This is a genomic window from Leclercia sp. UBA5958 (assembly GCF_002430365.1).
GTDB classification, from domain to species: Bacteria; Pseudomonadota; Gammaproteobacteria; order Enterobacterales; family Enterobacteriaceae; genus Enterobacter; species Enterobacter pneumoniae.
In genome coordinates this window covers 57,928-79,065 of sequence record NZ_DJCE01000003.1, presented here as the reverse complement: position 1 = coordinate 79,065, position 21,138 = coordinate 57,928, and the positions used below count along the sequence as shown (strand labels likewise).

Sequence of the window (21,138 nt, the reverse complement as noted above, 5' to 3'; positions counted from 1 at the left end):
CTCCGTTGGCGGCGTCATTTCCAGCTGGCTTTAGCTTCCTCTAATGAGATTGGCTCAATTGCAGCTTTGACTTTAGTGAAATGAAGCGTGAAATCAGTCGGGGTGAATGGGGGGTGATTCGGATCTCGATTAACGTTGGCTATCGTACTGGACACCATCCCTGCGCCCCATTCAACCCTCATCATTGGGTTCAGGCTTCCGTATCGTTCCCGGTACTTTGCCCAGAGCTGAGTTTCTTTGAACGAGAGCGACTCTCGCGCTTCTGCGATGGTCTTTCCTCCAATTCCGTTGAGGACGAGCTCGCACCAGAATTCGTCTTCAGCGCTGAGCTCGAAGTCTTTCCCAGATCGTTAACTTCCTGAATGGCCATCAGTAGCGCAACTGTAAGACCGCCATCCAGCGCACCTCTCTCAGGATCGGCCTCGCCTGTAATGTCTGCCGGGGTAAAAACGGGCTTGCCTAATTCATCGCAGATAGATGCTGCAATACGTCCCGCCACACCATCGACCTTACCCCCAAAAGCCAGAACATCGGACGTTGCTGTGTGATAACCCATCGGGCGAACATACACAGTGGCAATTAACTTCTGATCACCCTGATACCAGGTGATTTCTTTTTCAACAGGGCGACCGGTGAAAGCCCCGGCCATTTTTAGTGTATCCAGAGTTAGTTTCATCTCTCTTCTCTCAATTAGCGGGGTAAACCCCGCTTATCCACGACGGGTATTAACTGGTAGGTTGCGCTTTCGGAATCCAGACACCCTGACCCGATCGCTGAATGGTTGCAGAGGTTTGCACGACCGCGTTCGCCTGAAAGTCGAAAGGGAAATCAGAAACATACCCCTGGAATACATACCAGGTTCTGGATTCAGGAAGAGACATCCCTTCAACCGCATCAGGTGCGCCTGATGTTGCGGCAGTGGGTTCTGCAGTACCATCGGACCAGCCAATAGCAAAGGTCAGGTTGGTCTGGTCGCTGGATTCGGCAAGGTTGCTCAGCATCACGTGACTGGCGTTTGCCGGGTCGGCGTTAAGAGCAACGGTAGCCTGACCTGGAGTGCGCAGGCCTTTTTTATAGGAACGTGTGCTGGTTTCACTCAGGCAGGTATCTTCAATCTGATCTGCCGGGCTACTGCCTGGTGAGAATGAAGTAATACATTCAACTTCACTGACCACACCGTTATTCAGAACGTACATCTGAGTGCCTTGAGTCACTACTGACATAATTATCTCCGGGTATAAAAAAACCGGCTCAAGGCCGGTTGTGGAAGGTTTGTTATCGGTTAACTATCCAGTCAACATCGAACGAATATCGATATCTGAGCGTTTCAGGGTCTCGCGTCTGGTTTCCCCATCTGACGATATTGGCTTTTACTTCAATTGCATCGCGCATCGCTTCAGCAACTGCTATAGCTTCATCAGGAGTATTGGCATAGATATCAATCTGAAGCGAAAACATGTCTGCATCCGGTCGCTGATTGAGGAAGTTTTCAGGGCCGCCACCGGGAATGTTTTGCCAGACGGCGTATGGATACACAATGTTGTCATCCTGAACGCCAAATGGATAAATCCTGACAGGGTTATCCCCAAGCAAGTCGGTTACCGCAGCGCTTGCCGCGCAAACAGGAAAGATGGGAGCAATCATGCTTTAAGTCCTTTCTTCTGCGCTCGCTTAATCGCGCGATCAATACCCGCTTCATAGTTAACTGAGAAGGTGTTGAGTACCTCGACAAGCCTTGCGCTTGCTGCTGCACGGACAAGAGGTTTTGCTGCCATCTTTTCAGTGCCAAACTCCAGAAGTCGCCAGTGAGGTGTTGGCGCATCTTTTGCTGTGCTTGGATGTTTCTTGAGAACAGCGCCCTGAAGAATACCTATTCTAAAAGTAAGGTCTCCAGTCTGTTTGAACATCCTTCCATTCCAGCGAAGTGCCGCATTATCAGCAATACTTCTGGCGGTATGAGGGTCATCAAGACGTTCGGCGTTACGCTTTATCTGCTCCACGATGACATTGCCAGCCTTCCGCAGGGCAGCACGCCCTGTTTTGCGTTTGGTTTCGTTTGTGATCGTTTCCAGCTTGCTGATAAGCGAATCTACACCTTCAAGCTTAAGCTCAATACCATCAGCCATCTTTCACCCCTTCTGAGCACGGCAGAGTCATATACTCGAGCCCACTATCTGAGTCGGGAAGAATCCCCTCAATGCTGTAAATCTTCCCGCGGAAGATAATGCGGTCCTTCTCCTGTATATCTTCCCGATAGCGAATTGTGATTCTGGCAGTTACTTTTACGTTGGATGCCTGGGCTGTGATGAAGTCCCTGACTGATGAAGAAACCACGCTACCCCAAACATCAGCAAGGTCGATCCAGGTATATTCCATTGCCCCTGTGGTTGGCGACTGGATAGCCGTTCGTCGCTGAATAGTGATGCGATGTCGAAGTTTTGCAAATTCCACGATTACCTCGGCTGACCGCTAAGATAGGTCTGGGGTGCTAACTCGTCTTCAACCTCATCAACGAGCGTTCTTGCAATCAGTGAAACTAGTGTTTCATCTGCCATCGCCAGGCGATTTATCGCTTCCGCCTGCTTCAGTTGAGAATTTGCCAGCGCCTTCAGTGCCGCTGTCAGTTCGTTTACCTGTTGCTCGTTCATAGGCAATCCTCGTCCACTTTTTAATCCACTCACGCCGCCTGGCGCATCCGGCGCATGCCATAAAATCCCCTTAGATGATGGTTGGCTTACGTAGGTCATAAATCAGCATTGAAACCGAAAAAGGAAGTTCGCCCTGCCTTAATTTCTCTTCCTCTTCACCACCCCGGTTCCTGTCCAGATAGCCAAGCAGTACCAGCAGAGCCGTCTGTACGCGAGCAAGAGTCTCGCCTTCTATTAATTTTCCGGCGCTATCAACGACAAGGTTACGGCTACCCTGGATGTATGAAATGATCGCCGCACTTCCGCCCTGTATTTTCAGTGACAGGTCAGAATCTCCGTAATCGTCATCAATCCTCAGGTGGTCTTTTGCCTGCTCAAGCGTGACAAGTTCAATCATGTTTTATCCCTCCCGTCGCGCCCGCGTTTCGTAGCCAATGTCCAGCCCTTAGAACCATTCTCGCCGGGTTTATCCTGCGTCTGTTCATCACAGTGCCAGAGCGAACCGCCCCAGGTCACAGTGTCACCAGCCAGATATTCCTGGCCTGACTTGAATACGCCCTGATAGATCATGACAGGCACGTCAAACGATTTGCTCTCTGAGGCCCCGCTGGCGCGGTTAACAGTCAGCGTGAAGCAGCGCTGCTCAGAGCGTTCGATTTCCACACCCGCCACACCATCAACCACACATTCCCAGCCGCGCATGCCATACGTTTTCTCATAAGCGCGCCACAAGCCACCGTTGTGGGTTGCATAGGATCCGCGAGGGTAGTTTTTCTCTTCATCAATGAAAGGAAGAATCTCCAGCGCCAGCGCGTCGCGTCCATCTTCACCGTTACGCCCCGCCTCAGGAGCCGGGATTGCGGATATGGCTTCGCTAACCAGCGCTTTCACGTCCGGTAGATCCGGCATTGAACCTGCTACGAGCTGCTCCAGCATGGGCTGCACGTCTTCAGGTGTCAGGCTTTTTCCGTCCTGAGGTGCCGGGATGTTAGCGACCGCATCGTTTACGGCCTGTTCCACCGCCTGTTTCAGCACTGCTGGGTCGTAATCCTTGCCGTCTTTGGGGGTCGGGATGGCGCTGATAGCGTTGGCCACCATCTCCTGTAACATCGGTTCCACGTCCTCTGGGGTCACGCTTTTGCCGTCCTCCGGAGCAGGGATAGCGGCTACCGCTTCAGTGACCATGGAGGCAATGTCAGGCATCTGGGGAAGTTCTGGCACTGGCAAAGCGGCCACAGCCTCTTCCACCATGGCAGCGAAGTCGGGCGCCGGGACAGTTTTGATTTCTTCAAGCTGCCGGGATATAAAGGCCAGCTTCTCATCGTATGACTGGCGATACTCATCAAGGCTTTTACTGAATCCTTCGCGCATATCAGAGAGGGCCTGCCCGAACTCCTCGCCCAGCGCCTTTATCAGCGTTAATTCGCGTTCATTCATTTGGTAAGCAATCCTCTGATCATGGCTTTGGCCGCCGAGAATTCAGCGTCAGACAGAGCCTTTCCTTCATCACTGGCAGGTTGCGATTGTTGAGACGAATTGCTTTTGCCGAATGGATCATCTGAGGCATCGCGTCGCGCCAGCGCACCAAGGCTGAAGTTCTGCTGTTGCAGGTAGAGCTCATCACCACCAGTCACAGGTGGCAGGTTTTCGCTGCGCCGCGCCTCGTTCGGTGTAAGAATGGTATTTTTAACGCCCTCACCCAGCGATTTGATACGGCGCTCACTGTCCATGCGCAGCAAAGCATTAACATCAAATTCGGTACCGAGATCACCTTCCAGCTCAAAAGCTTCATCTAACAGCAACTCGATAGACTCGATAAGTGTCTGCAGGCACTGTGAATAATATTGTTGCTCCAGCGCTTCAATATTGTCGTGAGAAGGCAGATCACCTATGCCGGCTTTGTATGCAGGGACGTGGAAAACCGAGCAGACAACTTTCGCTGTCATCTCAAGTTGTTCAACCATCTGGGCATCTGAAGCTGTCATAGCGATTGGGGTGTATTTGGCTCCATTACTCAGGATCCCCGTTTTCCCTGCATTTTCTCCTGTATACCCCGTATCCCAGTTACTCTTGAGAAGTCGCGCATTTTCTTCGCTAATCGAACCTGGCACCTCAATAACACCGCTGGGCTTGCCGCCGTTACGGAAGAAAAATGCTGCGCTTTCCTGGATGTGATGACCCTGCATTGCTGCAAGACCGGCAGCATAAATTGGAGAAAGACCTATAAGCGGATGAAAAAGGCAGTTAAAGCGATCATGTATCACCTCTCGTGCAGGAACCGTCACCGAGGATTCAACACCCGAAATATTGTCCGGGTTAATCTGATAAAAAACTGACCCGTCATCTGCCACAAGTGGTGTGACCTTATTCCAGTCAAGAAGGCGCAACTCTGTGATATCGCCCCGTGAGTTACGTATTTTCAGGGCGACTGCATTGCCGTGACAAAGCTTCGAGTTAAGCCAGCATTCAAAAAACTGCATCCGGTTCTGAAAGGCGTTCGGACGCTTGTAAATTCTGGCGGCTACGCCATTATTATTTTCCTTCCAGACACCATTAGAATCACGACGCATCATCCGTAAAGGCATCTTTGATATATCGCTCGCTATCAAAGATATGCAGGAAAACACAGCGTGAAATGAAATCACCGTTTTCTGATTAATTTCCAGATTACGCTGCCAGGCGCCGGCGAATGGCTCACTGACATAACTCATCAAAGAGGTCCACAGGCCGCGCCCGGCAGGTTGCTGCAGCGCCTTCTCTTTTCTCCGGAAAGGTTTCCACATCAGCCATTCCTCGCGTTATTTTTCTTTTTCCCGCCACCAGCGCGCTTTCCGCTGGCGTATTCTGCCTTGCCCAGCAGCACCAGCACCCTCGCGCACTGATCGTTCACGTTTTTTTCATCACCGGGCCGGGAGTCGTGGGTGCGCTGCAGATATCTGATTTTAGCCATACTAAGTGGCGGGGTATCCCCCGCCCTCCTAAGTTAGTTAGCTGGTCTGGGTGGTGCCGTAATTCACACCGGAAATCACCGCAACAGCTGCGGTACGGCGGCGCTTCCAGTTGATCCAGCGTTCAGCGCGGATAGCAACGCTGTTGGTCTGGAACATGGAAACCAGCTCAGTACCTGTGCCCTCTACGCTGTCACCGGTTGGATCACTCTGCATTTCCAGAGACGCTTCACGGGACATATCCACTGCCACCCCGCCGTCATCAGCCAGATAAATATCCGGCGCGTTAACCAGCACCAGTTGGCTACCGACATACTGGGAAACGATAACCGGCAAGCCCTGGAAGGTTCCGCCCAACAGCGTCATTTCCGGGTACTCTTTTTGACCCAACGCGTTCTTACGCATGGACAGAGCCAGCGCGGTGGTACTGGACATCAGCCAGACAGCGCCGTTCGGCTGCAGGTTTGCCGCAACAAACACGCCGAATGCCGCCGCTGCGTCATCATCCGGATTACCGGTAGACGGGACACCAGCAATTCCATTGGTGATGGACGCTGGCGAGACGTTGGCCACTTCAGCTTTTGAGGGGTTAATAAAGTCCGTGTCGAGACGTGCGATCACTGCTTCGGCCAGCGCATTACGCACCAGGGCATCAGCAGCAGGATTAGAGAAGCGAATCAGCTCATCGGTGAGTACCGCAATGGCGGCCACTTTTGCGAAGCTGAAGGTAATCGACTCGAAGTCAAACTTCGTCAGCGGCTTCGCCTTGCCCTGACCGACCCAGTTCGCTGAACCGCCGGATGTCTGTGCAGGAATGCGGATGTTGAACGGAACCTGACGCAGGGATGGGATGTTACCCTGCCCGAAGCGGCCAATAATGGTCTGCGGACGAAGGAACTCAACGAAGTCCTGAGCATATTCCTGGTATTCAACCAGAGCGCCCGCCCATTTCGGATCGGTGGTGGTGCCTGCGCCTACGGCGGCTTTCAGAACGTGATGAAGTTTAGGGTCGTCCGGGTACTGCTTACGTGCAATTTCCAGAGCCTCAGAGCGACTGCCATTGGCAGCTGCCAGAGCCTTGGCGAATCGGGCAAAAGCGATGCCTTTTTCCAGTTTCTGCTCTACGCGAATGATAGCAGGGGCGTTATTTACCACTGAAATTTCGCCAGATGCTGTCTTAGTGACCGGCTTGGCGGTAGAGGCCATATTACTTTCCATGTCGCGCAGGCGCTTCAGGTGCTCGTCTACTGACTTGATCTCAGCGGAGGTATTGTCGTAGCTTTCGGTTTCTTCACCGTCCAGAGTACGGCCTTCATCTGCAGCCTTACTCATGATGTCACTCAGTGAAGCGGCCAGCGCTGCACGCTTGTTTTCAAAGCTTTTGATCTGTTCAGCGATATTCATCGTTGCTTTTCCTTTTTGGATATTAGTTTTTGGTGCTGTAGCGCCAGCGGATTGAGTTGCTTTAACCACCGGTTTCTCATTGCCTGACGCGGCGAGTAACTGGCGGTCAAAAGATTTAACGGTACTGATGGAGCATTCGGCGTTCGCCGGGATGGTCACCGCCGAGACCTCCAGAAGGTCCCAGGAAAGAAAGCGGATGCCGCCTTCATCCAGGAAGGAGTATTCAATCGGCCTGAAGCCGATAGAGAGCCCACGAACCAGCCCTGCTTTAATGGATGCCCAGGCCTCATCGAGGCGGGCAATAAGCTGGGACGGCATATCGGGAGTGGGTTTAACCAGTTTTGCGGTGATCTCCAGCCCGCCTTTCACCATTTTCGGTGTGCAGGTGCCGATGGGTTGTGAGCGGTCATGCTGCCAGAGGAATGGCGTGTCGCTGCGGAACTTCGCGCCCTCCGGCTCCATGATGTCCCCATCACGGTCAGGCGAAGGCGTGGAGGCGATGCCGGTAATGATCCTCTCGTCCTCGTTCACCGCCTTGACCGTCATAAGGGTGCATGCGCGATTAAGCGTCATTTAGCTGCCTCCTGAAACGAAAAAACCCGCCGTAGCGGGTCGTTAACTGACGTTACTGTCATATGAAATGCACCTGATAATCCTGCTTTTTCGCTTCAGGGTTCAGCGCCATGAGCGAAACGCTGTTGAACAGCGCCATCAGCGGGTCAATCTTGCCCTTACCACTGGCCTGCTTGGTAATGAGGATGGCGTTACCTTTCGGCTCCACCCGGGCATTACCCACACACCAGGCCATCATCGGTTGCCCTCCATGGATAAGCACGCCCTCGGCAAGCTTGCGCTCGGTGGTTTTAATCGCGCCGCCAAGACGCCAGCCCTGGCTTACGCCAACCACCGCATCGGCGGGTATTTCCGCCTCAATCAGAGCATCAAGGATTTGCCCTACACCAGAAGGGTCAATGCCTATCTTGTCGAGCAGTTCGGCGACGTGTATGCGTCGGACGTATTCCGCCACCTCTTCGGTATCCTGCCCCATCCGCTTGACGATGGTCAGGTCACCGGCCATCACAAAGTCGTTAAACCGGGACTCTTCGCTCTTACGCCGCCGGATGGCTATCTCATGCGCCCAGGCATGGCACCAGCAGAGCCATTCACGCGTCTCGGCGTCACGCCCGACAGCTGCAAACCCCAGCAGGTCATCAAGGCCGCCACCATCGATGCCGACGGTGATCACCTCGGCACGCCGCAGCAAATCATCAAAACTGACGCGCTGCGCCTGCTGCTCCCAGAAATCTACCCCCGCCCAGCGGTCGCTGCGCAGGTTAAGTCCAATTTCTATATTGAGGTGCTTTGCCAGGAACTGCTGCAGTGTGCCGTCTGTTTTCGCCTGGTTCTTGCGGAGCTGGTCGGCTATCCATTCGGCGCTAACAGAGCGGCCAATGTTCGGATTGGTGATGTAGAAGTTTTCCGGATCTAGATAGGCCTTTTTTTCCACCAGCCGCTCGGGGAACTCATAAAGAATGCCCAGCGTCTTCGGATCGTTAATCTTCCCGTCGCGAACATTGCGCCAGTAGTCCAGACGCTCTTTAAAGACACCGGCTGGCGGCTCATCGCTCTGAGTGGTGAGAAATATCACCCATCCCTCGTTGCGCGATACCTGCCCACCCAACGCTTCCATGAACATCGCCTCGGCATTAGCTCGCTTACCGAAGAGCCACAGCTCGTCCACCAGTATTCGACCAGACTTCTTACCAGATACAGTGTCTGTATCAGCGGCCACTACCTTCAGGGTATTCCTCGTCACCCTGTGGGTGATGGTGCGAATGTGGTCCTGAATCTGGAACATATCAGAAAGTTCGTCGTCGGCACGGATCATGCCGGCAGCAGGCTTGAAGCTGTTGTCAGCCACCTCTTTCGTCGGCGCTAAAATCAGGTGCTCTTCATCCTCACGCCAGCAAAGAATCAGTGCGGTCAGCATAATGCCCGCCGCGATGGTCGATTTGGTGTTCTTCTTGGATATCAGCAGCCCGTACTCACGGATCAACTGGTTGCCCGTTTCTGCGTCATATCCGCCAAAGATAGCCTTAACGAAGTCGAACACCCATTGTTCTGAGCACTCGCCAAATGTTGGCTTACCGGGAAGGTCAGAAACTCTTAATTCGCGGAAAATTCCCAGCGCTTGCTCTGCCTGGCCTGGAAAGACAGGTGGAGGGATAATAGATTCGCCAGCCACCAGGCGGGATTCCCAGTCCATGCAGGCTGTGGTCCACTGCGACATGAGTTACCCCTTATTGTTAACCACGAGCTTTGGCGGTGCCATGGAGCCGAACTTGCTGGCTCCGACAGCTGCTTTTGCGGCTGCAGTACGAGCATCTTTTTTGCCGGTCTCCCCTTTTTTGGGGTGCATGTAGGGAAGTATGGCCTTGGCGGCGTCCTTTCTGATATCAATATCCTCAGTACCATCGTTCATAACGGCCATCAGGAACTTAAGCGGATCATCAAAAGATCCGCTTACAGGAGGATGCTGAAGCGGCGCAGTTGGGGCAGTGTTGTGGTCAGTGCTGTTTACCGCTGCGGTGTAAACCTTCTTGCCATGAGTTGGCACTTCGTCTGTCTCAACCACTTCCTTCTTTTTACGTGCAATAAATGCGATGACCTCCGGGTCTTTAGCAAGCTGCGAACCCTTTGACCGTGCGGATTTCTCAGAATATCCCGCCTTTATTGCCGCATCTTTTTGAGACATACCGGACATCAGCGCGATGGCGAACTTCCGCTTTTGCGCTGTTAACATGTTTACACCCTCCAAAGGGGAATTTTTTCTGTGCGTGAGAGGGGGCGCGGTGTCCGGCGCGATAGGGGTTTACTACCGGCCCTACCCCCCCTCCCTTCTGATGAGAATAGATATCACTTGAGGTGAAATGATTTCAAATGCAACGAATAATGGTTCTTTCCGAGAATCAATCTCATTTACATCAAAGCGCGATGTATCCCTGACCTTCTGCATCCTCCGGCACTTCGTACTTCAGCGCTTCATCATCAGGCTGACCAGTTGCTGCTTCGCGTGCTGACTTTCCGGCATGACATTCAATGCAGAGCGTCCAAAGATTGCGCTCACCGTTATCGCCGCCGTACTGCAAAGCTATCCGGTGGTCTAACTCACTGTCATGCAGGTCTACTACTCGCTTGCACATGCAGCAATGCCCACCGTCACGCACATAGATTCGACGTTTGAGGCTTACCCTGGCGCTTCCACTTACGCGACGATGCTCACCATAGATAGGTTTGATGCGTCGAGTATCAATAGCCTTAAGCCGTGGTTGCAGCGTCTTCAGCTTAGACATGTAACCTCCATGCTCTTCGGCGTTCTGTTCGTGGCTGGTTATCTCTGGCTGGCTCTACTGGATGTCCATCTCTGTGGTCAACGAGTGAGTAGCAGGGATAGACAACGGGGCCACCATAAGCATCGCCGACTGCATAGTCTGCTGCTTTGGTGTGGTTCCATTTATCCAGTACTCGCTTGATGTGCTGCTGCGGTACGCTGTAGCAGACGCCATGTATGAGCCGAGGAAGAGTGATGTAATCAGTTCTGCTTTTATCTGCTGCGATTAGCTTTGTAGCTATGTCGAGTTGATACTGAGGTGGTCTACTTGTCCCAAGATAGAAAGAGCAAAGAGCATCAGGGAAGCGAATAAGCCATTCAGCTACCTTGCCAGCGAACCCGGGCACGGGTAGCGCATCATCCTCTAACACCACAACTCTGCATGTTTGCCCTGCTGCCCATTCAATAGCGCGGCGGTGATTCCAGTTAGCGCCGTGTTCTTCCTCGTCAATGAACAGTTGAGCAGACAGGGATTCCGCCAGCATTTCAGCCTGTTCTCGCCGGGCATGGTGACCAACCACAACAAACTTCACTTGTGCTTCCACCATGCAGCCTCCTTACCAATGCCATCAGTTTTGAAAATGGTATGGATGCGCGGGCCAGTAACAACACGTTCACCGAATGACTTAGCAGCCATACCGAACGCGCCCATGTCCACCAGCGTGGCGGGTGCAGCCTCCATCTTCCAGAATCGGTGGCTTTCAATTAGATAGTGCTGACGGATGATCCGATGAGCAAAATCCATCACGTCTTTACGACTGCCACCGAGCAGACCTGCATTTAGCAGCGGTTCATCACGATGCTTTTCGAGGAATTCGCTGTAGGCTTTGCCGTGGTGATTGCCCTTCATCCATTCATCGGCATACGTCTTGTGCTCAGAGCCAACGTAGATTTTGCCTGGCAGCATTTCTGCCCAGGGTTCTCTCAACATCTCGACGTCTGTACCGTCCGTACACCAGACAAGGTGGTACTCAGGGTGCGCCCGAAGAAATTGATAGATGTGAAGCCAACGAGCAAAGTATGGGCTCATATCCACCGGCGGGACCTCGAACAGGCCGGCACCGGTTGGCGACTCTTTCAACTCGTCAGCCAGGACAACCGGCAACGCGCCAGAGATAGAGTCTGCCCAGGCTTGCAGAGCCTGCGGGTCGGGTTTCATCTTGCCGGTGCGCTGGGGATCAGGCTGGCTGGTAAGTAACGTCGTTAAAACCAGGTTCGGGTTGCTGCTGTACGAGGCAAAACCGGTATATCCGCTGTCGCGTCTCGCATTGAAGATGCCAACATTTCGTTTCACCAGCGCCTCACGGTCAGGCCGGGGGATTGAGCGCGTTCCCTCCTCATGCTCATCCATCGAGTGAATCAGCTTTTCAGAACCAACCACATCAGCGAATGCCCAGGTCGATAACCCGGCGTTGTAGATCCGGAGGGCCAGATCAGGATGCTCATACATGCCGCGGCCATACACCGGGTCAAAACCGCCAACTTTCTCGATGGCGCTGCGGTGGTAGTAAAGCATCACGCCGCGCTGCCCCGTGTATGCGATGTGCTTATCGTCCCGGTACTGCACCGCCATATCGTTCAGCTTGTTACGGCCAGCCAGATCCAGAAACTGGTAAGCAAGATGAGGCTCAGGTGATTCGATATATGGCAGGTGCCAGTTATCAGCGATAGGCCAGGCATCATCATCCCACAGGAAAAGATGCTCACATCCGGCATCCATCAGAGCTGACAGGCTGGCGTTCTTCGAAGCAACAATACCGAGTGATGTTTCATGGCGAAGCAGCTGCACGCCGTCGGGCACTGCCGCTGCAGGTTTTGAACCATCATCAATAACAACCACCAGCGCACCGGCTGGCAGGTGCTTCATTTGCTGCTCTATGGCACGCTTCAAAACGTCTGGTCGGTTGTGGGTAGTAATGGCAATGCCCATACGCGATGCTGAAGCGCAGGCAGGCACAAACGGGACACCATCAATAGTGACCTGCATATTTTCTCCATCGAGGTTTATTGACGCTTAATGGTGACCTTCCCATAAAGCGAATGTAGCTTTACTTTTCCGTTCTCTGTCGTCATATACCCACGATCATTCAGTACAGCGGCAATCACCTCGCCTTTTTCATCATCAGCGGTGAATACGTGCTTAACTTCTACGCCATCGAGATAAACGGCATATCTTTCCTGAGCTGGGTTAATTCTCCTGCCAGGATCGTCTTCCAGTACAGTGATACGCATAAAGCCTCTCGTCAGAATCCACGCCGTAAAGAATTCCAGATCGTGCCCCCTGGCTGCATAGCTTGTTGCAAACTTTCGTCCACAACTTTTTTGATAACCTCCTGCAGAGCGGCCTCTAACGCGTTTTGGGTATTAGCAGCAACAGAAAACTTTTCAGCCAAAATCTTCACGCGGCTTTCACCCTGCTGGCAGTGATCGCTGATATCCTTCTTCGGGATAAAGTTATGAGAGGCTATGCCATTTGTGATTCGCCAACCAGAACCTACGCCATTCCCAATAAGCGCATCTACTGGGGTGCCGATGGAACCGCCTGAGAACTGAACTGGCAGGCTATCCCACGACGTTGGCATTCCCCACTCATCAACCTTCAAAGCCACCAGATCATAACCGTATGGCATCATGATTTTTTGGCTGCGTTTGTATGGTGTTTCACAGTAGCCCTCAAACGTAAGCCAACCGACAATGAAGCCTTCAAAAATGCTCCCGGAACGCCATTCAGGTTCAACGGCATAAAGCCCTACACGGCATTTATCACCATGCTTGATCTGGTTACCGGGTCCGTCGGTGGTGATGGTTCCTAAAGAAGGAAGCGTTACTGTTACTTCACGAATTTTATAGGTCAGAGACATGATGTTTCCTTTTAGACGTGAGCCTGTCGCACGGCAAAGCCGCCGAAAGTTAACGGTTTGCCCAGGCTCACAGCTGAAAGACTTTCTTAGATGTGCGCGTGCGATGCGCATAAAAAAGCCACCAGCAGATGCCAGTGGCTTGAGTATCCCTATTAGGGGATATTGCAATTACAATGAGCCTAACGACTGTGATCGCAAAATGTGCTATTGACGAATTCGTCAATCTTTTCATTGCCTTACAAATGGTGTATTTAAATAATTAAGTATTTTTCATACGCCAAGAAAAGGGGTTTTCTATGTCGCCATCAGATATTCAGTTGGTTTCCGCTGTTGTGGGGCTTGTCGGCTCTCTCACCTCTGCCGCATTCACCTTTGGGCTAGAACCTTATCCTCTGTCGCAATGTGGCGGAGATGAGGATGTAGCGTTCGTTAATGCTCGTAATAAGCGCCGTAAGATAGGCCAGGCGTGTGGACTATCACTCATAGCAATAAGCTTTCTGATTCAAATATTCGGTGCACTTTAGGGTTTACAAAAAGGCATGGATGCCGTTATCAAGCCCACCAGCAGGTGCCAGTGGCTAGAATGGGTTGTGGTGTACGTGTTGGCTCGGGTGTGCCGAACTAAGTCGGATAGCCATCGTAAAGGTGCGCTCGCCTTTTCCTGCTTATTTGACGATTAACACGCACACCACAATTCGTCATTATCACAGGCACTCATTGAATGCCTGCTGTAATGACTATCCCTTACTGGGGATATTTTGTTGATTATCCGCTGCAGGGGGTAGTTTCATTGCGATGAGCCTGCCCATGGAGATGGTAATAAAAAACCGCCTGGAGGCGGTTATTCACTGATCTTACTCTCTAACTCTTTCTGAAGTTTAACTTTAAATAAAGCTACGCTTTCGCGAAATCTTTTGCGAGCGCCACTAAAATCTCGTCTTTCCATTGCTATATCGGATAGATCAGGCTCAAAACCATAAGCTATCTGGTTTGCTTTCTGTAAGTGACTTCCGCATAAGTTAAGATCTTTATGCAATTGGGGAAAATATATAGGTATAAGAACATGCAATCGATAGAATGCCTCTTCGTCAGCACATGCTTTGAGCAAAGAATCCCTCTCTTTTAAACTAATATTACCAATCATATACCGCATATGCGCAGTAAAATAAGATCTACTGCTGTTTGCCCATCTGGTAGCACAAGAGAAAGCCTCTTCGCCCTTTTCTAATAAAACCCCTCTGTTTTCCCTATTTTTTTCATGCTCAATTTTTAATTTCAGACTTTGATAGTTTTGTCTGTTGTTTAGCCAGGCACCAAGAAGGGCAAACCCACCAGCGATCAATGCAGAAAGCAATGCTGCACCAGCTGCTATCATGGCAGTTGCATTTTTATCGAGCCATTCCAAATGACACCTCCTTTTATTGGAGGAGTCATTATCACGCATCTTTTACTAGTGTCGCAACGCTTCATAGCATGGCTATCCATTATCAAGCCCACCCGTAGATGAGCTTTGTAATGGTTACAGCAGTGGACTGCACAGCGCGCCAGTATTGCGAGGGTGACGACCAAACACATTGATCTTCTCTCGCACACTCTCGCTACACATTCGCTCGACGATCCGCCACTCAGCCTTTTCAGGCAATTTGTGCTGAGCCGTTGCGGAAACTACATGCTCCACTAACCTGCGAATAGTGCGCACTGCTCTGCTGAAGATGCCGTCAACGAGCGAAAAGGATGAGATAAAAGCCCAACACCCAGAGAGGAAGGTGGAGATGCGCGGGTAAAACTTAGCCATGTGTTGCTCCTGTCAATTTGAAACGCTCGCCAGAATGCGAGGCCGTGAGAATTTGCTATGTTTACAGTCCAGAGGAGAGACTGTGTCAGAACCTCAGGGATGAGGCTCTATTCTCTCATTATTAAGATTCGTCCTAGTATTAACGATTGCGCTTGTTAATTATGAGAATTCTTCCAGACTGAAGGTGTCCTGAACTGGCTCCTACCAAATCAGGAAACTTCAAGGATGGGGTTTAAGTTCCTCAGAGTAAAAATATTACCCTAGTATGTATCTGCATTGCCCTCACTCAAGGAGGGCTTTTTTTTGGTAAAAAAAGACCAGCTCGGACAGAACTGGTCTGGGTCTGGCAGTAATGTAGCTAGCAAATCACACTCAGTTCGATGTTATGCCTGTTCCCTCAGCCGTCAGCTCAAGTCCCGGGTGCCTCCCGGTGAATTCACCCCAGTAAGCAAATTCGCATAAGTCCAACATCTACTGGATGCCCCACCGCTTAGGGGGATTAACCTGAACGAAAAAATATCGAATCTGTCGTGCCACTTAAAATTAGTACATGAGTGTTTTTTTAGTGTGAGTTGCGTTGAATTTTTGATTAAGCGGCATCATCTAAACAAAAAGGTATTAGCGCCTTATTAAAAAAACTAATTTTCCAAATTTTTCCTAATGGCTCTTTTTTTTATTATGTCTTGTACTAAATTTTCATCCTCCTTGTAATGATGACCCCTTTGGTCTCCCTTCCGAACTGCTGGATTTCGGTTCGGAAGGGAATTTTTCATTTAAGGCACTGCTCTCTGATGTAACTCTGTAGATACCCGACTTGCTTCGTCACTGTGACGATTCGCTCTCTGAGGGTGAAATAATCCCGTTGAGCGGAGTCAGCTCACTGGTAGCAACGATCCGGTGCGGATGGGTGAAGTTTTCTTTTCGCAGCTTTGTACGCTTCAGTCGCTTCACTATGGCTCTTAAATGACCCAAGCTCGATTCTCTTTCCAGAAACAGTGATTCTTGCGCTATACATGTCACGCCTTACGTCATGCTTAACGCCACTGCAGATTCGATTATGTTGGTTTTCTGAAAGAGTCACAGCCCTCAAGTTTTCAGGAGAGTTGTTCGCTTGATTTCCATCTATATGATCAATGCAGCACGGCCAGTCCCCGTTCAGCAGAAACCAAATTACCCGATGCGTAGAGAGCTTCTGTCTTTTTACGCCGACTCTGTAGTAGCCATCGGCAGCTTTAACTCCAGCTTCTTTACCAAGCATATGGCCGTTAAATTTTGGTGCATTCTTCCATTTCAAGCCTGAGGAAACACAGGCATCTACTTCCAAATGCTCCCTGATATACGCTTCACTTTCTTTTGTTACTTTGGCTCTTTTCATCAAAGACCACCGTTCGAATATATTCCTGAAGGCCAAGGATTTGCTTTTCAGCCGTGACTAATTGTTCTCGGAGATGGAAATAATTTTGTCGAGCGTCTGGAGTGAGTTCGGCGGTGGAAGCATCATCCAGGCCGGTGGTGCCGGACGCTCCGTTCGCGGAACAGATTGCGTTGAGCTGCAACCGACGCTTGCCAGAAGCAACATCGCGCTCAAGCTGATCGATAGTAGCTTTAGCATCCCGCAGCTCTCCGGTGTATTTGGCATCCAGTGCGGCCACATCACGCTGGCGCACCTTCATGTCGTCAATGGTATCGTTCGCAAGGCTGAGATTCTCAGTTGCCTTGTCGCGCTGGTCTTTATAGGCGATGGCATTGTCGCGGTAGTGATTAACAGCCCATACCAATGAGCTCAGCAGCACTATCACCACAATCGGCAGCCATAGCCTCTTGATGACGGCGCCGATCATGATTTTGGCTCTGCTACATAACCACCAGCCTCTTTGAATTTCTTCAGGAGGTTTTCAACCTTGTGCTCGTGTTGGCCGTAACCTGCACCGGGCAACGACGCCCAGATGTTGCTGCAGCGGTCAATCGCCTGACGGATATAGCCTTCGTCGATGAGCTGCAGGGCGCGGCGTTCTTTAATCTGCTGCAATGCCACCGCATCCTGACTGGCCGGGGAGAAATCCCTGAGGCCAAGCTGCGACCGATAAGCATCCCAGTAGCGAGAAAGCAGCTGGTAGCGGCCGGCAGCCGTAGATTTCAGCCTGGGGTTAAGGGTGATCAGTTTGCGAGGGTGATCTGCGTAGTTGGTAAAGAGTGAGCCGCCCACAATCACGTCATAGCCATGGTTCTTAGTTGGCTGACCCGGTTTATCGGTTCCCTCTGACCATGCGAGCATGTCCAGGAAGGCTTTTCGCTGTGCATTGAGAGCTTGCATGATTTACTCCGAGATAACGACCTTAGCCAGATTTCCACGCGCCAGCCATACCGCCATGCAGATGACGGAGTTCAGAAGCAGATCGCCGAGATTAACCTGTACGTAATGGCCGAGAAGAATGTTGAAGGCGTTGAATCCGGCGGCAAGGATGACCAGGTAGGCCAGAACCGCGACACTCAGGCGATGACGCTTCCCCTCTTTCCGGAAAAACATCAGCCTGACCATGATTAACAGGCAAACTATGGCGTTTGCATTCATCAGAAGAAGTTGCCATGTCATTTATCTTCCTCCCCCAGCCCTGGCATCTTCCCGCTTTTTGACTTGCGGAGAATTCGCAGCAGGACTGCCACGGAAATGGAAGCGGTAACGATGGCGCCGACAGCTGGCGATACCTCGATGCTGGCCGGTGGCTTCATCAGGCTTAATGGCGTGTTTATGATCCCGGCCATGATTTTCGCCATTGGCACTGAGAAGAACACGCCACTGATAAAAGAAATCAGCGCAAAGATAGCCTGCTTCCAGAGTTGATGGGGATCTGAGGTCAGAACGTATAACGCGGTTCCGGCAAGTGATCCGAGCATCACTGCAGGAGTCGCCTCCGGAAACAGCGTGGCAAAGGTTACACCGACAGAAGACGATGTAAGACCAACGCCTACGATAGTGAAGGTCTCAGACATAATTATTCCGTGTGTATAGGATCAGGCTCTCTGGCTGCATTTAACAACGAAACCATCCGAAGTTGATTCGCGGGACCTGAAATAGAAAAAGGCCGCCCGTAGGCAGCCATATTTAAGTAAATTGATACGGATATGTTTTGCTAAATACCTTAATTAGGGAACCTGGATTTGATTTGGCTCAAAACTAATTCCTTAACGAGACAGCAAGCATCGTAGTAACTGTTACCTTCTCCACCAAGAGGAACTTCCTCACGCCCAGAGTTTCCAGCAGTTACAATGACGCTTCGATTATTTAAACTCATCCTAATTGGAACGTAAATCCATTGGCCGCCCTGAATATTTTCGTTGATTACTGTTGCCATTAAAAATGAAATGGTATTTTCATCATCAAGCGCAAGAGTTTTAATGGATTGCTGAGTGTACATCCCTTGGTCAGTTATGTTCATGAGCCTGGCGTAAGGATATTCCCTTTGACCATCAGACCAGGAATCTTGGGGTGTGTATAAGGACTTCCTATATTGGTCCAGAAATTCTTCCGCTTCATTGCGAAGACGCTGAGTAAGCTCTCGAACTCTTTCTTCTACTTGCTCTCTCGCCTGGATAAGATCTGAAAACTTAATAAGCATGATTAATTCCTTCATGGAAGAGAAGGAATATCATCTCATCTGTTAATCTCAGAAGAAATGACAGTAATCATAAAATTTTTGAGGTTTATAACAAATTCAAAATAAAAAACCCGCTTAAGGGCGGGTTTGAGATTTGCTGCTCAGTTCGCTTTAAGTTCCCGAGCCTACCACAATTCAACCACTTTATTGCTCACTTTGCAACTTAAATCTGTCGCTATTTGTGTTGAACGCGTCACATAGTGGAGCGTAAAGGATCGATTCTGCAAGACTTAACCAGGTATCAATTCGGCGGCGGCAAGTTATTAGAGTCCAGCCAGGGTGTTTATCATGAAGTTCGTTGGCCATCTGGAGCTTGCTCTTCCTCAGTCGGTGACGATCAACGATTACCCCATAGAGAGAACGATAGTCATCATTCATTAGAACTGATGCAATTACCCCATCTATTTTCAGGCCCTCTTCATCCGAGCAGAACGCCAGGCCGCTCTTGTTTTTGCCGTTAAGGATTTCTCGTAGATACGCTTCGAGCTCAGGCTTGGTAATGCCGGATTTCTTCATGCGGCGAAGCGCGTCATTGATAGCTGTCTTGGTGATTTTTCCGGATGCCAGTAATTGGTTAAACATGTTCCCCCCAGAACCACCACCGATGTATGACCAGCGGCCCCACATGCGCAGCTTTCCCTGAATCCAGATGCTTTCGAGTGTACGCAGGCGAACCATCTCGCCCGTCTTGCCAACTTCAGAAGGGTTAATCATTATGCGTCTCCACTTACGCCAGTACGCCGATTGCCAGCGCACGATCTAAAAACCGAAACAGCAGCGCTAACTGGTCGCCGTATTTCGCTTCAAATGCCACAGGGCTAGCGTGCAACTCGTCGTGATGCTCTCTGCACAGAGGTATCACAAACAGGTCGTGCGCTTTGGTACCCATTCCACCCTGCCCGTGGCCTATCAGGTGGTGGGGATCGTCTGCTGGTTTGTTGCAGCACATGCAGTACTGCGACTTAACCCAGCGGGTGTACTTTTCGTTTTTCCAGCGGCTCCGTTTGAATATTTTCATAAAGGATTCCGGGCTATCCGGATCAACCTTCAACGTAACAACATTTTTAGCTTTCTCCTGAAGCAGCTCTGCAGCCGGAACCGATGGCATGATGTCGCTTTCGCGCATTACAGACTGGATAGGTTCTGGCTCAATCCTCAGAGCTTTTGCCGCCAGATTTTCAGGGATAACATCTGCCAGTCCGTTCCTGACCATCCACCAGCAGAACTCCGGAAGTGTCAGCACATGGCCTTCACTGAAGCCAAGTTGACCGCTTACGGTTGCCAGTAGCCAGGATACCAGGTTTTCACGTGCGATTCCTGCAAGTCTTTCAGTGGTTTGCTCTCGCAGGTTGTTATCGCAACCCCAGCACAAACGTATGCTGCCGGGTGCGTGGCGCATCACTGTAAAATCATGGGAATGCCATTCTTCGTGTGGCCACTGACATTCATACTTTCGCTCCAGCCAGGCATCCAGACCGTTCAGGCCACCAGCACGCTGAATAACGCGCTCATTCTCAAAAACAACCTGCATACTGTCATCATGTGTCAGTGGCTGGTATGACTCTGGAAGAAGGCCTGACGGTAGATGCTGTAAAGCTTCCGATGGCTTTTCAATTACCACCCTGCCCTGACGGAATAGCCAAAGCAAATCAGTTCCGGGGCGAAAGATAACTACCCCGGCCATAGGCGCAATTTCAGGTGTAAGTAGTGCCCTCACGCCATTTGCCCCTTAGCGATGTGCTCAGCCCACAGACCGCCGATCCACTTAACGCCTTTGGCGGTGAAGCGTGCCTGACTAAAGGCATAATTAGAGGCGTTTGTTGTGCCTGTCTTAACCTCAAAGCGCTCGGCCTCGATGTGCTGGTGATAAGGGGTAAGCACCCCACTCAGGCGATACATGATGTGATTATCCATCAGGAACAGACGGAACTCAGGCTCTTTGGCGTTGAGCAATTTGGCCACCTGCCGGAAAGTCATTGAGCCGGTGGCGGTTACATAGCGATCAACAAATTCAGCTTTAGGTGCGGCAATGGCCAGCTCTTCACTCAGCCGCTGTTTCTGTTCAGCAAGATCGGCAGCCATGCGCAGTGCTTCAGGCAGTGTCTGAGGAACCACCATGCCGGCGCCGTTCTCCAGTTCCTGCCAGCGGTCTACAAGACGAGCCGTAAACTCCGGGCAAAGCTGAGCAACTATCACATAGCTGTCGCGTTTATTAACTTCGTAGTAATGGTAGGTCTGCTGGTTCTGAGGATGGGTGTACTGCATTGCAGCATACCCCCCAATAACACCGCTATTCATGAGTCTTTCAATGGTCACACATACATTGCTGTGGCGAGAGTCCACAAGCTTGGCAATTTCACGACTGGACATCGTTATTTGCTGCGCCATAGCAGCTGCATGATGGGTCTGACACATTACGGTTACGTTCATCTGGT

Annotated in this window: 30 protein-coding genes and 1 pseudogene; all 31 read right to left on the bottom strand. The window is 51.0% G+C overall.

The genetic code is table 11. The features are described 5' to 3' along the window. Positions 1-14 precede the first annotated feature (14 nt). Positions 15-185, bottom strand: a complete 171-nt coding sequence (locus B2Q93_RS21320) for a phage tail assembly protein T (protein ID WP_422655510.1) — start codon at positions 183-185, stop codon at positions 15-17. A 5-nt stretch (positions 186-190) separates the two neighbouring features. Further along, on the bottom strand, positions 191-676 hold the full coding sequence (locus B2Q93_RS04430) for a phage tail assembly chaperone family protein, TAC (RefSeq protein ID WP_286931951.1): 486 nt from the start codon (positions 674-676) through the stop codon (positions 191-193). A 49-nt stretch (positions 677-725) separates the two neighbouring features. Continuing rightward, positions 726-1,223: a phage tail tube protein gene (locus B2Q93_RS04425; RefSeq protein WP_286931950.1), complete on the bottom strand. Its 498-nt coding sequence runs from the start codon at positions 1,221-1,223 to the stop codon at positions 726-728. Positions 1,224-1,275: 52 nt separating this feature from the next. Beyond that, on the bottom strand, positions 1,276-1,644 hold the full coding sequence (gene gp17, locus B2Q93_RS04420; protein ID WP_286931948.1) for a tail completion protein gp17: 369 nt from the start codon (positions 1,642-1,644) through the stop codon (positions 1,276-1,278). Further along, a complete protein-coding gene (locus B2Q93_RS04415) occupies positions 1,641-2,126 on the bottom strand; it encodes an HK97-gp10 family putative phage morphogenesis protein (protein WP_286931946.1) in 486 nt (161 codons plus the stop codon). Before B2Q93_RS04415 ends, gp17 begins: the two co-directional genes overlap by 4 nt. Beyond that, complete coding sequence (locus B2Q93_RS04410) at positions 2,119-2,451, bottom strand: phage head closure protein (RefSeq protein WP_286931944.1); 333 nt, start codon at positions 2,449-2,451, stop codon at positions 2,119-2,121. The genes B2Q93_RS04415 and B2Q93_RS04410 overlap by 8 nt, the downstream gene beginning before the upstream one ends. 2 nt (positions 2,452-2,453) lie before the next feature. Further along, the gene (locus B2Q93_RS04405; RefSeq protein ID WP_286931942.1) at positions 2,454-2,648 is read right to left on the bottom strand and encodes a hypothetical protein; all 195 of its coding nucleotides are present in this window, start codon (positions 2,646-2,648) and stop codon (positions 2,454-2,456) included. 70 nt (positions 2,649-2,718) lie between these two features. After that, entirely contained in the window at positions 2,719-3,045 is a 327-nt protein-coding gene (locus B2Q93_RS04400) for a head-tail connector protein (RefSeq protein ID WP_286931940.1), read from the bottom strand. Then, on the bottom strand, positions 3,042-4,085 hold the full coding sequence (locus B2Q93_RS04395; protein WP_286931938.1) for a phage gp6-like head-tail connector protein: 1,044 nt from the start codon (positions 4,083-4,085) through the stop codon (positions 3,042-3,044). Before B2Q93_RS04395 ends, B2Q93_RS04400 begins: the two co-directional genes overlap by 4 nt. Next, positions 4,082-5,431, bottom strand: coding sequence for a phage portal protein (locus tag B2Q93_RS04390; protein WP_286931935.1), 1,350 nt, complete (start codon positions 5,429-5,431; stop codon positions 4,082-4,084). Before B2Q93_RS04390 ends, B2Q93_RS04395 begins: the two co-directional genes overlap by 4 nt. Beyond that, positions 5,431-5,598: a hypothetical protein gene (locus tag B2Q93_RS04385; protein WP_286931933.1), complete on the bottom strand. Its 168-nt coding sequence runs from the start codon at positions 5,596-5,598 to the stop codon at positions 5,431-5,433. Before B2Q93_RS04385 ends, B2Q93_RS04390 begins: the two co-directional genes overlap by 1 nt. A gap of 37 nt (positions 5,599-5,635) precedes the next feature. Continuing rightward, positions 5,636-7,573: a phage major capsid protein gene (locus B2Q93_RS04380; RefSeq protein ID WP_286931932.1), complete on the bottom strand. Its 1,938-nt coding sequence runs from the start codon at positions 7,571-7,573 to the stop codon at positions 5,636-5,638. Between the two features lie 58 nt (positions 7,574-7,631). Beyond that, positions 7,632-9,290 (bottom strand): terminase large subunit, encoded by a 1,659-nt coding sequence (locus B2Q93_RS04375; RefSeq protein WP_286931930.1) that lies wholly within the window; start codon positions 9,288-9,290, stop codon positions 7,632-7,634. A gap of 3 nt (positions 9,291-9,293) precedes the next feature. Continuing rightward, a complete protein-coding gene (locus B2Q93_RS04370; RefSeq protein WP_286931928.1) occupies positions 9,294-9,803 on the bottom strand; it encodes a terminase small subunit in 510 nt (169 codons plus the stop codon). A 181-nt stretch (positions 9,804-9,984) separates the two neighbouring features. Then, complete coding sequence (locus tag B2Q93_RS04365; RefSeq protein ID WP_286931926.1) at positions 9,985-10,353, bottom strand: HNH endonuclease; 369 nt, start codon at positions 10,351-10,353, stop codon at positions 9,985-9,987. Next, on the bottom strand, positions 10,346-10,939 hold the full coding sequence (locus B2Q93_RS04360; protein ID WP_286931923.1) for a hypothetical protein: 594 nt from the start codon (positions 10,937-10,939) through the stop codon (positions 10,346-10,348). Before B2Q93_RS04360 ends, B2Q93_RS04365 begins: the two co-directional genes overlap by 8 nt. Further along, positions 10,921-12,378, bottom strand: coding sequence for a glycosyltransferase family 2 protein (locus tag B2Q93_RS04355; protein ID WP_286931921.1), 1,458 nt, complete (start codon positions 12,376-12,378; stop codon positions 10,921-10,923). The genes B2Q93_RS04360 and B2Q93_RS04355 overlap by 19 nt, the downstream gene beginning before the upstream one ends. A gap of 17 nt (positions 12,379-12,395) precedes the next feature. After that, positions 12,396-12,623 carry a hypothetical protein gene (locus B2Q93_RS04350; RefSeq protein ID WP_286931919.1) on the bottom strand — a complete coding sequence of 76 codons (228 nt, stop codon included), beginning with the start codon at positions 12,621-12,623 and terminating at the stop codon, positions 12,396-12,398. 11 nt (positions 12,624-12,634) lie between these two features. Beyond that, a complete protein-coding gene (locus B2Q93_RS04345; RefSeq protein ID WP_286931917.1) occupies positions 12,635-13,252 on the bottom strand; it encodes a hypothetical protein in 618 nt (205 codons plus the stop codon). Positions 13,253-14,093: 841 nt separating this feature from the next. Then, entirely contained in the window at positions 14,094-14,657 is a 564-nt protein-coding gene (locus B2Q93_RS04340) for a hypothetical protein (RefSeq protein WP_286931915.1), read from the bottom strand. 114 nt (positions 14,658-14,771) lie between these two features. Continuing rightward, the gene (locus B2Q93_RS04335) at positions 14,772-15,047 is read right to left on the bottom strand and encodes a hypothetical protein (protein WP_286931913.1); all 276 of its coding nucleotides are present in this window, start codon (positions 15,045-15,047) and stop codon (positions 14,772-14,774) included. Between the two features lie 769 nt (positions 15,048-15,816). Continuing rightward, positions 15,817-15,921, bottom strand: a pseudogene (locus tag B2Q93_RS04330) (lysis system i-spanin subunit Rz); the annotation flags it as partial. Positions 15,922-15,924: 3 nt separating this feature from the next. Next, positions 15,925-16,422, bottom strand: a complete 498-nt coding sequence (locus B2Q93_RS04325) for an HNH endonuclease signature motif containing protein (protein ID WP_286931911.1) — start codon at positions 16,420-16,422, stop codon at positions 15,925-15,927. Next, positions 16,391-16,888: a lysis protein gene (locus B2Q93_RS04320; RefSeq protein ID WP_286931909.1), complete on the bottom strand. Its 498-nt coding sequence runs from the start codon at positions 16,886-16,888 to the stop codon at positions 16,391-16,393. Before B2Q93_RS04320 ends, B2Q93_RS04325 begins: the two co-directional genes overlap by 32 nt. Beyond that, positions 16,885-17,361 carry a glycoside hydrolase family 104 protein gene (locus B2Q93_RS04315; RefSeq protein WP_286931907.1) on the bottom strand — a complete coding sequence of 159 codons (477 nt, stop codon included), beginning with the start codon at positions 17,359-17,361 and terminating at the stop codon, positions 16,885-16,887. The genes B2Q93_RS04320 and B2Q93_RS04315 overlap by 4 nt, the downstream gene beginning before the upstream one ends. Positions 17,362-17,364: 3 nt before the next feature. Then, entirely contained in the window at positions 17,365-17,640 is a 276-nt protein-coding gene (locus tag B2Q93_RS04310) for a phage holin family protein (RefSeq protein ID WP_286931905.1), read from the bottom strand. Continuing rightward, entirely contained in the window at positions 17,637-18,038 is a 402-nt protein-coding gene (locus tag B2Q93_RS04305; protein ID WP_001514183.1) for a putative holin, read from the bottom strand. Before B2Q93_RS04305 ends, B2Q93_RS04310 begins: the two co-directional genes overlap by 4 nt. A gap of 149 nt (positions 18,039-18,187) precedes the next feature. Beyond that, the gene (locus tag B2Q93_RS04300) at positions 18,188-18,664 is read right to left on the bottom strand and encodes a hypothetical protein (RefSeq protein WP_286931893.1); all 477 of its coding nucleotides are present in this window, start codon (positions 18,662-18,664) and stop codon (positions 18,188-18,190) included. 183 nt (positions 18,665-18,847) lie between these two features. Next, positions 18,848-19,417, bottom strand: a complete 570-nt coding sequence (locus B2Q93_RS04295) for a DUF1133 family protein (protein WP_286931892.1) — start codon at positions 19,415-19,417, stop codon at positions 18,848-18,850. Between the two features lie 13 nt (positions 19,418-19,430). Further along, positions 19,431-20,420, bottom strand: coding sequence for a DUF968 domain-containing protein (locus B2Q93_RS04290; protein ID WP_286931890.1), 990 nt, complete (start codon positions 20,418-20,420; stop codon positions 19,431-19,433). After that, entirely contained in the window at positions 20,417-21,133 is a 717-nt protein-coding gene (locus B2Q93_RS04285) for a phage antirepressor KilAC domain-containing protein (RefSeq protein ID WP_412098744.1), read from the bottom strand. Before B2Q93_RS04285 ends, B2Q93_RS04290 begins: the two co-directional genes overlap by 4 nt. Positions 21,134-21,138: the final 5 nt, after the last annotated feature.

Coding starts and splice junctions, on each gene's coding strand:
- B2Q93_RS04325 (WP_286931911.1), bottom strand. CDS start 16,422: ATGAAAAGAGCCAAAGTAACAAAAGAAAGTGAAGCGTATATCAGGGAG.
- B2Q93_RS04370 (WP_286931928.1), bottom strand. CDS start 9,803: ATGTTAACAGCGCAAAAGCGGAAGTTCGCCATCGCGCTGATGTCCGGT.
- B2Q93_RS04425 (WP_286931950.1), bottom strand. CDS start 1,223: ATGTCAGTAGTGACTCAAGGCACTCAGATGTACGTTCTGAATAACGGT.
- B2Q93_RS04360 (WP_286931923.1), bottom strand. CDS start 10,939: ATGGTGGAAGCACAAGTGAAGTTTGTTGTGGTTGGTCACCATGCCCGG.
- B2Q93_RS04335 (WP_286931913.1), bottom strand. CDS start 15,047: ATGGCTAAGTTTTACCCGCGCATCTCCACCTTCCTCTCTGGGTGTTGG.
- B2Q93_RS04390 (WP_286931935.1), bottom strand. CDS start 5,431: ATGTGGAAACCTTTCCGGAGAAAAGAGAAGGCGCTGCAGCAACCTGCC.
- B2Q93_RS04315 (WP_286931907.1), bottom strand. CDS start 17,361: ATGCAAGCTCTCAATGCACAGCGAAAAGCCTTCCTGGACATGCTCGCA.
- B2Q93_RS04385 (WP_286931933.1), bottom strand. CDS start 5,598: ATGGCTAAAATCAGATATCTGCAGCGCACCCACGACTCCCGGCCCGGT.
- B2Q93_RS04285 (WP_412098744.1), bottom strand. CDS start 21,133: ATGAACGTAACCGTAATGTGTCAGACCCATCATGCAGCTGCTATGGCG.
- gp17 (WP_286931948.1), bottom strand. CDS start 1,644: ATGATTGCTCCCATCTTTCCTGTTTGCGCGGCAAGCGCTGCGGTAACC.
- B2Q93_RS04295 (WP_286931892.1), bottom strand. CDS start 19,417: ATGATTAACCCTTCTGAAGTTGGCAAGACGGGCGAGATGGTTCGCCTG.
- B2Q93_RS04400 (WP_286931940.1), bottom strand. CDS start 3,045: ATGATTGAACTTGTCACGCTTGAGCAGGCAAAAGACCACCTGAGGATT.
- B2Q93_RS04375 (WP_286931930.1), bottom strand. CDS start 9,290: ATGTCGCAGTGGACCACAGCCTGCATGGACTGGGAATCCCGCCTGGTG.
- B2Q93_RS04305 (WP_001514183.1), bottom strand. CDS start 18,038: ATGTCTGAGACCTTCACTATCGTAGGCGTTGGTCTTACATCGTCTTCT.
- B2Q93_RS04320 (WP_286931909.1), bottom strand. CDS start 16,888: ATGATCGGCGCCGTCATCAAGAGGCTATGGCTGCCGATTGTGGTGATA.
- B2Q93_RS04300 (WP_286931893.1), bottom strand. CDS start 18,664: ATGCTTATTAAGTTTTCAGATCTTATCCAGGCGAGAGAGCAAGTAGAA.
- B2Q93_RS04380 (WP_286931932.1), bottom strand. CDS start 7,573: ATGACGCTTAATCGCGCATGCACCCTTATGACGGTCAAGGCGGTGAAC.
- B2Q93_RS04365 (WP_286931926.1), bottom strand. CDS start 10,353: ATGTCTAAGCTGAAGACGCTGCAACCACGGCTTAAGGCTATTGATACT.
- B2Q93_RS04405 (WP_286931942.1), bottom strand. CDS start 2,648: ATGAACGAGCAACAGGTAAACGAACTGACAGCGGCACTGAAGGCGCTG.
- B2Q93_RS04430 (WP_286931951.1), bottom strand. CDS start 676: ATGAAACTAACTCTGGATACACTAAAAATGGCCGGGGCTTTCACCGGT.
- B2Q93_RS04350 (WP_286931919.1), bottom strand. CDS start 12,623: ATGCGTATCACTGTACTGGAAGACGATCCTGGCAGGAGAATTAACCCA.
- B2Q93_RS04395 (WP_286931938.1), bottom strand. CDS start 4,085: ATGAATGAACGCGAATTAACGCTGATAAAGGCGCTGGGCGAGGAGTTC.
- B2Q93_RS21320 (WP_422655510.1), bottom strand. CDS start 185: ATGATGAGGGTTGAATGGGGCGCAGGGATGGTGTCCAGTACGATAGCC.
- B2Q93_RS04345 (WP_286931917.1), bottom strand. CDS start 13,252: ATGTCTCTGACCTATAAAATTCGTGAAGTAACAGTAACGCTTCCTTCT.
- B2Q93_RS04355 (WP_286931921.1), bottom strand. CDS start 12,378: ATGCAGGTCACTATTGATGGTGTCCCGTTTGTGCCTGCCTGCGCTTCA.
- B2Q93_RS04415 (WP_286931946.1), bottom strand. CDS start 2,126: ATGGCTGATGGTATTGAGCTTAAGCTTGAAGGTGTAGATTCGCTTATC.
- B2Q93_RS04310 (WP_286931905.1), bottom strand. CDS start 17,640: ATGACATGGCAACTTCTTCTGATGAATGCAAACGCCATAGTTTGCCTG.